Source organism: Micromonospora sp. NBC_01405, from assembly GCF_045040155.1.
In the GTDB taxonomy this organism is placed as follows: domain Bacteria; phylum Actinomycetota; class Actinomycetes; order Mycobacteriales; family Micromonosporaceae; genus Micromonospora.
In genome coordinates, this window is sequence record NZ_CP109532.1 from 3,120,001 (window position 1) to 3,133,607 (window position 13,607).

Sequence of the window (13,607 nt, forward strand, 5' to 3'; positions counted from 1 at the left end):
GGGTGTCCGAATGGGGAAACCTGGCATCAGTCATGTGATGTCACCCGCACCTGAATACATAGGGTGTGTGGAGGGAACGCGGGGAAGTGAAACATCTCAGTACCCGTAGGAAGAGAAAACAAGAGTGATTCCGTGAGTAGTGGCGAGCGAAAGCGGATCTAGGCTAAACCGGCTGCGTGTGATACCTGTCAGGGGTTGCGTGGTTGGGGTTGTGGGACCTTGCTGAATGAGCTGACACTTGTTCGAGAAGTTATAAAACCAGTTGCTAGCCGAACAGTCTGGAATGGCTGACCGTAGGCGGTGAGAGTCCGGTAGGTGAAAGTGGCTGGTCTTCTGTGGGTGTTCCCGAGTAGCGGCGGACCCCTGTAATCTGCCGTGAATCTGCCAGGACCACCTGGTAAGCCTAAATACTTCCTGGTGACCGATAGCGGACAAGTACCGTGAGGGAATGGTGAAAAGTACCCCGGGAGGGGAGTGAAATAGTACCTGAAACCGTTCGCCTACAATCCGTCGGAGCCTTGCGGGGTGACGGCGTGCCTTTTGAAGAATGAGCCTGCGAGTTAGTGGCATGTGGCGAGGTTAACCCGTGTGGGGGAGCCGTAGCGAAAGCGAGTCTGAATAGGGCGATTCAGTCGCGTGTCCTAGACCCGAAGCGGAGTGATCTAGCCATGGGCAGGCTGAAGCGCGGGTAAGACCGCGTGGAGGGCCGAACCCACCAACGTTGAAAAGTTGGGGGATGACCTGTGGTTAGGGGTGAAAGGCCAATCAAACTCCGTGATAGCTGGTTCTCCCCGAAATGCATTTAGGTGCAGCGTCGCGTGTTTCTTGCCGGAGGTAGAGCACTGGATGATCTAGGGGGCCCACAAGCTTACCGAAATCAGCCAAACTCCGAATGCCGGTAAGTGAGAGCGCGGCAGTGAGACTGCGGGGGATAAGCTTCGTAGTCGAGAGGGAAACAGCCCAGATCACCAGCTAAGGCCCCTAAGCGTGTGCTAAGTGGAAAAGGATGTGGGGTCGCATAGACAACCAGGAGGTTGGCTTAGAAGCAGCCACCCTTTAAAGAGTGCGTAATAGCTCACTGGTCAAGTGGTTCCGCGCCGACAATGTAGCGGGGCTCAAGCACACCGCCGAAGCTGTGGCATTCATATTTTAACCTCGCTTGGACTTGATTCCTTGTGCAGGTGTGTGGATGGGTAGGGGAGCGTCGTGCCGGGGGTGAAGCAGCGGGGTGACCCAGTTGTGGACGCGGCACGAGTGAGAATGCAGGCATGAGTAGCGAAAGAAGGGTGAGAAACCCTTCCGCCGGATGACCAAGGGTTCCAGGGCCAGGCTAATCCGCCCTGGGTGAGTCGGGACCTAAGGCGAGGCCGAGAGGCGTAGTCGATGGACAACGGGTTGATATTCCCGTACCCGCGAAAGAACGCCCATGATGAACTTCGTTGTGCTAACCGTGTGATCTTGGGGCGGTCTTCGGACTTAACTGGGTGAGTGTGGGAACCTGGCGGGTAGTAGTCAAGCGATGGGGTGACGCAGGAAGGTAGCTGAGCCCGGCCGGTGGTTGTGCCGGGGTAAGCGTGTAGGCCGTACCGTAGGCAAATCCGCGGTGCATATGGGCTGAGACGTGATGCCGAGCCGATTCAGGTGAAGTCAGTGATCCTATGCTGCCGAGAAAAGCCTCTAGCGAGTTCTTAGCGGCCCGTACCCCAAACCGACACAGGTGGTCAGGTAGAGAATACCGAGGCGATCGGGCGAACTGTGGTTAAGGAACTCGGCAAATTGCCCCCGTAACTTAGGGAGAAGGGGGGCCGGAGACGTGAAGCCCCTTGCGGGTGGAGCGTTGTATGGCCGCAGAGAGCAGGGGGAAGCGACTGTTTACTAAAAACACAGGTCCATGCGAAGAAGTAATTCGATGTATATGGACTGACGCCTGCCCGGTGCTGGAACGTTAAGGGGACCTGTTAGCTCTTCGGGGCGAGGCGGAGAACTTAAGCGCCAGTAAACGGCGGTGGTAACTATAACCATCCTAAGGTAGCGAAATTCCTTGTCGGGTAAGTTCCGACCTGCACGAATGGCGTAACGACTTCCCCACTGTCTCAACCACAGGCCCGGCGAAATTGCATTACGAGTAAAGATGCTCGTTACGCGCGGCAGGACGGAAAGACCCCGGGACCTTTACTATAGCTTGACATTGGTATCCGAATTAGCTTGTGTAGGATAGGTGGGAGCCGGTGAAGTCCATACGCCAGTATGGGTGGAGGCAATCTTGAAATACCACTCTGGTTGATTTGGGTTTCTAACTTCGGGCCGTTATCCGGTTCAGGGACAGTGTCTGGTGGGTAGTTTAACTGGGGCGGTTGCCTCCTAAAAGGTAACGGAGGCGCCCAAAGGTTCCCTCAGCCTGGTTGGCAATCAGGTGTTGAGTGCAAGTACACAAGGGAGCTTGACTGTGAGACTGACAGGTCGAGCAGGGACGAAAGTCGGGACTAGTGATCCGGCACTTGCGAGTGGAAGCGGTGTCGCTCAACGGATAAAAGGTACCCCGGGGATAACAGGCTGATCTTCCCCAAGAGTCCATATCGACGGGATGGTTTGGCACCTCGATGTCGGCTCGTCGCATCCTGGGGCTGTAGCAGGTCCCAAGGGTTGGGCTGTTCGCCCATTAAAGCGGTACGCGAGCTGGGTTTAGAACGTCGTGAGACAGTTCGGTCCCTATCCGCCGTGCGCGTAGGATACTTGAGAAGGGCTGTCCCTAGTACGAGAGGACCGGGACGGACGAACCTCTGGTGTGCCAGTTGTCCTGCCAAGGGCACGGCTGGTTAGCTACGTTCGGAAGGGATAACCGCTGAAAGCATCTAAGCGGGAAGCCTGCTTCAAGATGAGGTATCCCACCCACCTTTGGTGGGGTAAGGCCCCCAGCTAGACTACTGGGTTGATAGGCCGGAAATGTAAGCTCGGTAACGGGTTGAGTTGACCGGTACTAATAGGCCGAGGACTTGACTACTAAGCTGCTACGCGTCCACTGTGCAACTCTCGACAAATGAACAACAGACCAGATTTGTTTGGTGTTGTTTGATATGTCGATAGAGTTACGGCGGTCATGGCGGAGGGGAAACGCCCGGTTACATTCCGAACCCGGAAGCTAAGCCCTCCAGCGCCGATGGTACTGCACTCGTGAGGGTGTGGGAGAGTAGGACACCGCCGGACATCTTTCGGTCAGGGCCACCCCTTCGGGGGTGGCCCTGACGCGTTTCCGTGACCATTTCCGTGAACGCCTCCCGTCGGTGCCACCGGGCTCGGTAGCGTCGCTGAGGGACGCGCCGACGCGGCGTTCCCCGCGATCGTGGCCGGAAAACCGTACGTGGCGTATGCCTCCAGCACTCTTGGGACGCGCGGGTCGGGGTACCTGCCCACAGTTCGACCGGATCTGACCGCCGACAGGCGGAGGCAGGAGTGGTCATGAAGATCGGAATTATCGGGTCGGGGCACATCGGTGGCACCCTCACCCGTCGACTGCGCGCCCTGGGTCACGACGTGACGGTGGCCAACTCACGCGGGCCGGCGTCCCTCACCGAGCTTGCCCAGGAGACAGGGGCGACCGCAGGGACCGTGGAGCAGGCCGTCGACCATGCCGACCTGGTGGTGATCGCGATTCCGCTGCTGGCGGTGCCGGCGCTGCCCGCGGAACTCTTCGAGGGCAAGGTCGTCGTCGACGCCGACAACTACTACTCGCAGCGGGACGGGGACATCGCCGAGCTGCTGGACCGCAGCCTCAGCTCCAGCCGGTGGACCGCCGAGCACCTCAAGGGCGCCCGGGTGGTGAAGGCGTTCAACAACATCCAGGCCCAGCACCTGCTGGAGAACGGCCACCCTGCCGGCTCGGCCGATCGGATCGCCCTGCCGGTGGCCGGCGACGACGCCGAGGCCAAGCAGATCGTGATGGAGCTGGTCGACGCCCTCGGCTTCGACCCGGTCGACGCCGGCACCCTCGACGAGAGCTGGCGGCAGCAGCCGGACACCCCCGTCTACGGCACGAACCTCGACGCGGCCGGCGTACGACAGGGGCTGGCCGCAGCGCGGCCCTGAGCGACCGCCGGGGCGACGTTCCGCGTACCCGATGAAGAAGAATGCCCCGCCGGCGTTGCCGGCGGGGCATTCGTGTGCTGGGGCCCGACGGACGCTATTCGCCGGCCCGGCCGCAGACGTAGCGGGGCTCGGCCAGGTACCGCCAGGTGAACTTCTCCCGCTTGACCACCTTGCCGGCCTTCTTGATGATCCGGAAGGCGTCCTGGGTGAAGCCGTCGATGCCGTTGCTGGAGATGCACGACGGGCCGGCTTCCAGCTGGATCGTCTTCGGGCTGGTGATGCCCTGGCGGGGGCCGTACTCGGTCTTGACGCTGTCGTAGATCTTCGTGCTCCAGATCGACACAGTCACCGAGCCGGCGGTGTGCGAGGTGTCGATGAGGACGCCGTACGGGGTGTTGTTGCGGAACTTGAAGTCGAGGTTCGGCCAGAAGATAGTCGACTCGATGACCGCCGGGTACCGGCTGAACCAGTACGAGTGCGGCTTGTGCTCGACGTCCTCCAGCCCGGCGTAGTAGGTCGCGTTGAACAGGGTGGTGGTGAACTGGGAGACGCCGCCCCCCACGCCGGGGACGAGCTTGCCGTCGAGGATCACCGGCGCGTCCTGGTACCCCTGGTCGTAGCCACGCTCGCCGGTGTGGCCGTTGAGCGAGAACGTCTCGCCGGGCAGCACGACGGTGCCGTCGACCTCCTTGGCGACCTGGACGATGTTCTGGCTGCGGGGCGAGGAGAGGCCACCGGTGAAGTGTGTGGTGAAGCGGGACACCCGCTCCTTGATGCCGAGGCCGGCCAGCTTCGCCGTGGTCACCTTCGGCTGGGTCTCCGTGAGCTGGCCGGTGACGGTGCGGTCGTCGGTGCGGGGCAGCACGGCGAGCAGGTCGCGGCTGAGTGCGGTCGCGTCGAGCTGCTTGCCGGGCCGGCCGTCGATCGGCGTCGGCTTGCCGCCGGTGACGGTCATCCGGGCGTCGCGGGGTTCCACCTCGATGGCGTCCAGCTTGCCGCCGAGGGCGGAGCGTAGCCGCTTCACGTCGATGCGGGGGGTGAGCTTCCCGCTGTCGTCGGCGGCGAAGCGCAGGCCCCGGGCGATGGCGGTGGGCGGGATGGTGACCGCGCCCTTGGGCGTGCGGAGCGTCACCGGGGCGGCGACGGCGGGGCGGGCCAGCTCGGCGACGAGCCGGCTGACCTCCTCGTCGGTCGTCGTCGGCCGGGTCTCCACCAGCGGCACGGTCACCGGCTGGCCGGTGAGCCAGCCGTCCCGGACCGCCTGGGCCGAGCGCTGCGGGTCGAGCGCGAGGCCGGGTTTCGGGCGGACCGGCTTCGGGGTCGTACCGGTGAAGATGATCGCCGGCACGGTCCACTCGCGGGTCTGGTCGCCGGCGGCCTTGCGCAGGGCGGCGTCGAGCCGGGCGGCGTCGACGGTCACCACCGGCGCGACGGTGCGGGAGCCGACGAGGCGGCTCACCGGGTGGGCCCGTGCTTTGGCTGCCGCGTCGACGGTGGCCTCGACGTCCACCGTGAGCCCCACGTCGGCGGGCTTGACCTCGACGGTCCGTTCCCCGACGGTCATCCGCAGCGGGGCGGTGAGAGAGCTGGCCCGGTCCAGCTCCGTGCGCAGGTCCCGGATCGCGTCGGTGCGGCTGCGTCCGCCGAGTTCGGTGCCGAGGACGCTGGTGCCGCGCGGGACGTCGCCGGCGTAGGCGTACGCGCCGGCACCGGCCACGGCGCCCAGGACCACCGTGGTGACGCCGGCGGCAAGCAGGATCCGCAGTCGCCGGGAACGGGGGCCCGGCCCACCGCCGCCGGGGACGGTCGCCGCGCTGGGCTCCGGCTCGTCGTCCGGCCAGCTCACCGCGGTCACCTTGACGGTCGGCCGGTCATCGGCGGGCGGTCGTGTTTCGCCGTACAGAGTCACAGCAACCTCGATCGGTACGTACCACGTGGGGTGGCCCCCACCCGGAAGACACCTACGGTAACCAACGGCCGGGCGGAGCGGCAGTCTGCGCCCCGGCCTCGTCCGCGCAGCGTGTCGACGCCCGCCGCACCGGGTGTGCGTCGCCGCCCCGGTGCCGGTTCGTTCCGGGCCCGGCGGCCGTTGCAGGGTGGGCGGAGACGGACGAGCAGGCGGATGTCTCGACCGGGCGGCCGCGCTGCGCGGGGACCCGGAGTGGGTCTCTCGGCGCGGCTGGCGGAGCCAGTGAATCACTCGCAGCGACTTTTCAGCCTCTCGTTACCAAAAAGTTACCGCTGGGTATCGCGACTACCCCACGTGAAGCATGGGGCGCACCCTGCTGCGCTCTGCCCGATTTGCCCGGGTGGATTCTCCGGCGGGCGTTGACTCATGGTGATCGATGTCGATCTCTGTGTCGCGAGATGGTTACCGGTCAGTAGCAAGGGGCTTGTGAGCCGGCTCCCTTCGCGGGAGCATCCAATCCGCAGCCCGCGCCGTCCGCCGGGCACGGCGGACCCCGGCACCACCACCCGCAGCTTCCCCTCCCGAGCGGCCACCACGCTCGGTGGGCTCCGTCCCAGGAGGACCCGTGAAGGAATCGGAAGACCGTCTGTCGCAGGGCGGCACCCGTTGGCGGCGCTTCGCCGCGATGATGGTGCCCGCGACCGCCCTCGCCGGCGCCATCGTCTTCGGCATGGCCAACGGCGCGATCGCGGCCTCGTTCGCCGTCTCCGGCCAGACCTTCAAGGTCGGGGCCTCGAAGCTGGAGGGCGACGGCTTCAAGCAGTACGGCGGGTTCGTCAGGGAGAAGGACGGCACCGCACACCCGGTGGCCGTCTCCGAGATCACCAGCGCCGAACTCTACGACCTCTGCCAGTCGGTGAAGGTGCCGGACATGCCGATCGTGCTCACCATCAACGCCGGAGGCGGGGGTAAGCCGGCGACCGCCAAGGGCCTGCTGATCGACATGGACTCCCTCGGTGGCGACGCCACCTTCGAGAACATCAAGATCGGCCGGGACGCCACCGACCTGAATTCCGGGGCCACCCCCAAGTCCTTCGGGCAGAGCGCCGACCACGTCACGATCATCGGGGTCGAGCAGGTGACCCGCTCCACCAGCGCCGCGATCTTCACCCTCAACGGGCTGAAGCTGAAGGTCAACATGGGCAAGGACGCCAAGGAGTGCTTCTGAGCCGCCCCCGACCGTGGAGGGTGCCCTCCACGGGCCTCGGTCCTGCCCCGTGACCAGCGAACACCGCCAGGAGGAGTAGTGACGACCGTCAACCCGCAGCACACTCGGTCGGACAGGCTCAGTCAGGCGTGGCGCGGCTTCCGCCGCTGGCGACGGAGCCGGCCCTTCTGGGGCGGGCTGTTCACCGCGCTGGCCGGGGTGGAGATCTTCCTCACCACCCAGATGAGCCTCAGCGACCTCACCTTCCAGACGGGGCCGACCGGCTTCCTGTCCTGGCTGATCCCGGTCATCCTGGTGGCCTGCGGGATGCTGATGTGGTTCACCCCGCAGCAGCGGATGTTCTACGCGATCGTCGGCGCGGTCACCGCCGTCTTCTCGCTCATCGGGGTCAACCTCGGCGGCTTCTTCGTCGGCCTGCTGTTCGGCATGGTCGGCAGCGCCCTCGGCTTCGCCTGGGTGCCGTACCGCAGGCCGGCCATCGCCACCGCCACCGCACCGGCCGAGCCGGAGCCGGCCGCCGGGCCGGACGACGGTGAGCGCGACGACGAACCGGCGCTCGTCGACGAGCTGATGCCCCGGTCGGAGCCGGGCGAGGACGTCACCGGACTGCTCACCGACACCCCGCCCCGGCCCCGAAACGCGCTACGCGAGCCGTCGCCCGCCGACCGGGACCACGACAGCACCCAGCTGCTGCCGTCGGTCGGGCCGGTCGGCCGGCAGCAGGGCGGCCCGTACCAGGACTCGAAGCTGTTCGCGATCACCCTGGTGCTGCTCAGCGTCTCGGCCGTCGGGGCGCTCGCGCTGCGCGACCACAGCCCCGTGCAGGCCGCGCCGGCCACGCTCTGCCCCACCCCGTCACGGACGAGCGCGAGCCCGACCGCCGTGAGTCCGTCGGTGTCCGACCCGGCCGGCGAGAGCCCCACCCCCACCCCGAGCCCGAGTCTCAGCCCGGGGAAGACACCGGGCGGCAACCTGATCACCGACACCATCGATGGCATCGGCGACCTGCTCACCGGCGGCGGCGACGCGCCGGCGGCCGGCGGGACCGGGACCGGGGCCGCCGGGGCGACGGAGGGCCCCGGGGCGACGGCGCGGGTCACCCCTGCGGCGACCGCCACCCCGACCCGCAGGCGTACCACGTCGGCCAAGCCCACCCCGGACGCCCCGGCCGGCACCGGCAAGCCCATTCCCGACGGCCCCGGGTGCGCCACCCCGAAGCCCACCGATCCGGGCGGGGTGAAGCCCGGCAAGCCGCTGCCCCGGATCGCGGCCGAGCCCGGCCAGCCCCGGGTCGCGGCGGAGCCGTCGAAGCTCACCGGCTCAGAGGTCACCATGACCGGGCTGCGGTTCGAGGGGATCGTCGAGCTGGACACCGGCGCGGGCAAGCTCAGGACGCTCAAGTTCAGCATGGACAAGGCCGTCACAGCCGACTTCCTGCTCCAGGCCGGCGGCCCTGACGGGAAGACCATGCGGTACGCCACCGACCGGCTGACCGTCCAGGGCGACGTGGCCTTCTACGCCACCCGGTTCGTCGGGCGACTGCTCGACATCAAGATCACCCTCGCCCCGGACCTGCCGTTCCCGGACGGGATCCCGATCACCTCGCCGATTCCGATCACCTTCACCGACCCGGTCATCGACCTGGCGTACGTCGACAGCGACGTCCTGACCGCGAAGCCGGAACTCAAGCTCAGCCTGGCCTGACCCGGCCACCCGCCCGACGGGGACCAGCGGCCACGTCGGCCCGGACATCGCGCGGCGGCCGGGAGAGCCAAGGGTCCGCCCCTGGCCCCCGGCCGCCGTCGTCGCCTCAGATCCGGGCCAACGCCCGGCGTAGCGGGTCGAGCCCCAGCGCCCCGAGGTCCAGCGCCTGCCGGTGGAACTCCCTGAGGTCGAAGTCGGCCCCCTTGCGGGCCTTCGCGTCCTCGCGGGCCTGGAGCCAGATCCGCTCGCCCACCTTGTACGAGGGGGCCTGCCCCGGCCAGCCGAGGTAGCGGTTCAGCTCGAAGCGCAGGTTCTCGTCCGGCACCCGGCAGTGCGCCCGCATGAATTCCCAGCCCAGTGCCGGGGTCCACCGCTCCCCGGGGTGGAAGCCGAACGGGTTGTCCTTCGGAATCTCCAGCTCCAGGTGCATGCCGATGTCGACGATCACCCGGGCGGCCCGGAACGCCTGCCCGTCGAGCATGCCGAGCTTGTCGCCGGGGTCATCCAGGTAACCCAGCTCGTCCATCAGCCGCTCCGAGTAGAGCGCCCAGCCCTCGCCGTGCCCGGAGACCCAGCAGAGCAGCCGCTGCCAGCGGTTGAGCAGGCCGGCCCGCACGGCGGTCTGCCCGATCTGGAGATGGTGGCCCGGGACGCCCTCGTGGTAGACCGTGGTCACCTCGCGCCAGGTGGAGAAGTCGGTGATTCCCTGCGGCACCGCCCACCACATCCGCCCGGGGCGGGAGAAGTCCTCGCTCGGGCCGGTGTAGTAGATCGCTCCGTCGCTGGTCGGGGCGAGGCAGCACTCGATGCGGCGGACCTGCTCCGGGATGTCGAAGTGGGTGCCGTGCAGCTCGCTGACCGCCTTGTCGGCAAGGGCCTGCATCCAGTCCCGGAACGCCTCCTTGCCCTGGATCGTGCGGGCCGGGTCGGCGTCCAGCGCGGCCACCGCCTCGTCGACGGTCGCGCCCGGCCCGACGATCCGGCCGGACACCGTCCGCATCTCGGACTCCAGCCGGGCCAGCTCGGCGAACCCCCAGGCGTACGTCTCGTCGAGGTCGACCTTCGCGCCGAGGAAGTACTGCGAGGCCAGCTCGTACCGCTCCCGGCCGGCGGCCTGCTTGTCCCGCCCGAACGGGGCCAGCTCGTCGCGGAGGAACTGGCCGAACCCGGCGGTGGCCGCGGTGGCCGCCGCCGCGCCCCGGCGCAGCTCGGCGCCGAGCGTGCCGTCCGCGCCGAGCCGCTCGACCAGGCCGTGGAAGAAGTTGTCGCCGTCCGGATCCGTCCAGACGTCGCACTGCTTCGCGACCTCGACGAGCTGGGTCTTCGAGCTGACCTTCCCGGACGAGGCCGCCTCACGCAGCGTCGTCTTGTAGCCCTCCAGGGCGCCGGCGAACCGGTTGAGCCGGGCGGCGATGTCGGCCTGCGCGTCGGCGCTCCCGGTCGGCATCAGGTCGAACACCATGCGGAGTTCGTGCAGGCCGCTGGCGATGACGTTGACCTCGCTGGTCGTCTCGCCGGTGTCGTACCGGGCGAGGTCCAGGCCGAGGCGCTCCTGCATGGCCTCCTTGGCCGTCCGCTCCGACTCCGACCCGGGTTCGGTGACGTCGAGATCGGCGAGGGTGCGCCGGGTCAGGTCGGCCCGGGCCGCATAGCCGTCCGGCGACAGGTCGTCCAGTTGATCGTCGTATCCGGCGATGCCGACATAGGTCGCGCCGGTCGGGCTCAGCGGAGCCCAGTCTGCGACGTACCGGTCAGCGAGGTCATCGATTCGTCCCACGGCTGCGACCCTACGCGACCACGCCGCCGCCCTGTCGACCTGTTTGGCGTGTTCAGGGCAGCAGCTCGGCCGGGTCGAAGTCGATCGGGAACGGCGCGTCGGCCTGGAGCCGCTCCCCGCTGACCGCCCGCGCGACGGTGTCGTAGCCACCGAACTTGCCGAGGGTGAACAGCTCGACCGCCGCGTGCCGCAGCCGGCGGGAGATCTCGACCCGCATGAAGTGCGGCACCCGACCCTCCGCGCACCGGCGCGGCTTGTCGACGAAGTCCTGCCGGCGGCTGCCCGGCGAGACGAACTCGACGGCCATCGTGCACAGATGGACCGGGATCCACCGGTCCTCCTCGTCGGTCTTCGGCAGGTCGTGCAGCACCGTGACGTCCGGCTGGATCCAGCGCTGCGGCGCGAAGGTCAGGTTCACCTGGCCGTAGACGTAGCAGCCGGCGGCCTCGGCGGTGGGCCCGAGGATGCGGATCAGCTTCCCCTCGCCGTAACTGTTCGTGCCGACCTCAGCGGGCGTCATGACCAACCTTCCGTCGATGCACTCGTACCGCGCATCGGGCAGCTCCGGCAGCGGGAGGTAACGCTCCGCGAGCTGGGTCGTCCAGATCCCGTCGAGGTCGACGAGCGGGTCGAAACGCATCGGCATCGCCATCGGGGGCACCTCCTCGGCTGGTCAACGCACCACCACTCTAGGTGGTTTCTGTGGCGCGGGACACGACGGCCGAAAAGCGCGGGACTTCGTCGTACGGCTCCGGCAGAGTGTCAGGGGTGACAGTGGACATCACTCCTGACAGGTCGGCGCTGCGCAGTTGGCTGCCGGGCTTCCTCGCGCTCGCCGCGATCTGGGGCTCCAGCTTCCTGTTCATCAAGGTCGGCATCCGGGAGCTGCATCCGCTGCACCTCACCCTCTACCGGGTCGCCGCCGGGGCGCTGACCCTGCTCGTCGTGCTCCCGCTGCTGCGCGACCGGCTGCCCCGGGAGCCCCGGGTGTGGGCCCACCTCTTCGTCGCCGCGGCCCTCGGCGTGGCCGCCCCGTTCACCCTCTTCGGGTACGGCGAGCAGCGGGTCGAGTCGATGCTCGCCGGGATCTGGAACGCCACCACGCCGCTGGTCGTGCTGCCGCTGGCGGTGCTGGTGTTCCGCACCGAGCGGTTGACCCAGCGCAGCGCGGTCGGGCTGGGGCTGGGCTTCGCCGGGGTGCTCGTGGTGCTGGGCGTCTGGGAGGGCGTCGGCGGGGCGCACTTCACCGGCCAGCTCATGTGCCTCGGCGCGGCGGCCTGTTACGGCGTCGCCATCCCGTACCAGAAGCGGTTCATCGCGGGCAGTTCCCACTCCGGGGTGTCGCTGTCGGCGGCCCAGCTTCTGCTGGCGACCGCCCAACTCGCCGTGGTGGGGCCGCTGGTGGCGGGGGCGCCGCCGATGCCCACCGGCCTCTCGGCCGAGGTGCTCGCCAGCGTGCTCGCGCTGGGCGCGCTCGGCACCGGGCTCGCCTTCGTGATCAACCTGCGCAACATCCGGGTCGCCGGGGCGAGCACCGCCTCGACGGTGACCTACCTGATTCCGATCTTCGCGGTGCTGATCGGGGCGCTGGCGCTCGACGAGCGGCTGAACTGGCACCAGCCGGTCGGCGCGCTGGTCGTGCTGGCCGGGGTAGCGGTGACGCAGGGCCTGCTCGGCCGGCGCAGGCGGCCGGCGGGGGCTCCCGGCCCGACCGGGACTCCTCCCGGCCCGGCGGCGGTCGGGGAGACGGCCGCCCCCGGGGTCGACGGGCGGGCCACCCCGGCCGCCGACGGGGGCGGCCGGGGTGTGCCGGCCACCGGGCCCGCCGTCGGCTGATCAGCCCCGGGCCCACTCCACCAGGCGGTCCGCCGGCCAGGTGTTGACCACCCGGTCGGCGGGGACGCCGCACAGCGCCGCCCGCTCGCAGCCGAACCGCTGCCAGTCGAGCTGCCCCGGGGCGTGGGCGTCGGTGTTGATCGCGAACCGGCAGCCGGCCTCCAGGGCCCGGCGGATCAGCCGCTTCGGCGGGTCCTGCCGCTCGGGGCGGGAGTTGATCTCGACGGCGACGTCGTGCTCGGCGCAGGCGGCGAAGACGGCGTCCGCGTCGAAGTCGCTCTCGGCCCGGGTACGCGGCCGGTGCGCCCGGTCGCCCGGCCCCTTCACCCCGGCGGGACGGGAGGCGACCATCCGGCCGGTGCAGTGGCCGAGGATGTCCAGGTGCGGGTCGGCGATCGCGGCCAGCATCCGCCGGGTCATCCTGCCCCGCTCGTCGCTCAGCCCGCTGTGCACCGAGCCGACCACCACGTCGAGGCGGGCCAGCAGCTCCTCGTCCTGGTCCAGTGAGCCGTCGGCGAGGATGTCCACCTCGATCCCGGTGAGGATGCGGAACCCCTCGGGCAGCGCCGCGTTGACCGCCGCCACGTGGTCGAGTTGCTTGCGCAGCCGGTCCGCGGTCAGCCCCCGCGCCACCTTCAGACGGGGGGAATGGTCGGTCAGCACGACGTACTCGTGGCCCAGCTCGACCGCCGCGAGCGCCATCTCCTCGATCGGCGAGCCACCGTCGGACCAGTCGGAGTGGGTGTGGCAGTCGCCGCGCAGCGCCGTGCGCAGCGCGGTGGCCGCGGCGTCCAGGTCGGTGCCCTCCGTGGCGACCAGTCGGCGCAGGTAGACCGGCTCCTCGCCGGCCAGCGACTCGGCGACGCAGCGCGCGGTGACGTCGCCGACCCCGGCCAGGTCGGTGAGCGTCCCGGCGCGGGCCCGCTCGGCGGCCTCCTGTGCCGGCAGCGCGGCCAGGACCTTCGCCGCCGACCGGAACGCCCGGACCCGGTACGTCGCCTCGTTGGCCCGTTCCAGCAGGAAGGCGATGCGGCGGAGGTCGGCGACGGGGTCCCGGGCGGTCATGCCCT

General features: G+C 68.5%; 8 protein-coding genes and 2 rRNA genes (1 of these 10 running past the window's edge). 6 read left to right on the forward strand and 4 right to left on the reverse strand.

Annotated elements, in window-relative coordinates:
- From OG559_RS13145 to OG559_RS13155, 3 genes are all read left to right on the forward strand, one after another.
- Window positions 1-3,001 (forward strand): 23S ribosomal RNA (locus tag OG559_RS13145); it begins 108 nt to the left of the window's first position.
- 86 nt (window positions 3,002-3,087) lie between these two features.
- A 5S ribosomal RNA gene (rrf, locus tag OG559_RS13150) occupies window positions 3,088-3,204 on the forward strand.
- A 252-nt stretch (window positions 3,205-3,456) separates the two neighbouring features.
- On the forward strand, window positions 3,457-4,083 hold the full coding sequence (locus tag OG559_RS13155; RefSeq protein WP_405115544.1) for an NADPH-dependent F420 reductase: 627 nt from the start codon (window positions 3,457-3,459) through the stop codon (window positions 4,081-4,083).
- Window positions 4,084-4,177: 94 nt separating this feature from the next.
- On the opposite strand, the gene OG559_RS13160 is transcribed toward OG559_RS13155, so the two are convergent.
- A complete protein-coding gene (locus OG559_RS13160) occupies window positions 4,178-5,992 on the reverse strand; it encodes a VanW family protein (protein WP_405115546.1) in 1,815 nt (604 codons plus the stop codon).
- A gap of 685 nt (window positions 5,993-6,677) precedes the next feature.
- Here OG559_RS13160 and OG559_RS13165 point away from each other — a divergent pair.
- Both OG559_RS13165 and OG559_RS13170 read left to right on the forward strand, forming a co-directional pair.
- A complete protein-coding gene (locus tag OG559_RS13165; RefSeq protein WP_405116633.1) occupies window positions 6,678-7,220 on the forward strand; it encodes a DUF6230 family protein in 543 nt (180 codons plus the stop codon).
- A gap of 78 nt (window positions 7,221-7,298) precedes the next feature.
- The gene (locus OG559_RS13170; protein ID WP_405115548.1) at window positions 7,299-8,924 is read left to right on the forward strand and encodes a DUF6114 domain-containing protein; all 1,626 of its coding nucleotides are present in this window, start codon (window positions 7,299-7,301) and stop codon (window positions 8,922-8,924) included.
- Window positions 8,925-9,030: 106 nt separating this feature from the next.
- Here OG559_RS13170 and OG559_RS13175 read toward each other — a convergent pair whose 3' ends face one another.
- A complete protein-coding gene (locus OG559_RS13175) occupies window positions 9,031-10,701 on the reverse strand; it encodes a DUF885 domain-containing protein (RefSeq protein ID WP_405115550.1) in 1,671 nt (556 codons plus the stop codon).
- Window positions 10,702-10,753: 52 nt separating this feature from the next.
- Entirely contained in the window at window positions 10,754-11,353 is a 600-nt protein-coding gene (locus OG559_RS13180; RefSeq protein WP_405115552.1) for a Uma2 family endonuclease, read from the reverse strand.
- A gap of 116 nt (window positions 11,354-11,469) precedes the next feature.
- On the opposite strand from OG559_RS13180, the gene OG559_RS13185 reads away from it, so the two are divergent.
- A complete protein-coding gene (locus tag OG559_RS13185) occupies window positions 11,470-12,537 on the forward strand; it encodes a DMT family transporter (protein ID WP_405115554.1) in 1,068 nt (355 codons plus the stop codon).
- Here the strand turns inward: OG559_RS13185 and OG559_RS13190 are convergent, their stop codons facing one another.
- Window positions 12,538-13,602, reverse strand: coding sequence for a PHP domain-containing protein (locus tag OG559_RS13190; protein ID WP_396670705.1), 1,065 nt, complete (start codon window positions 13,600-13,602; stop codon window positions 12,538-12,540).
- Window positions 13,603-13,607 lie beyond the last annotated feature (5 nt).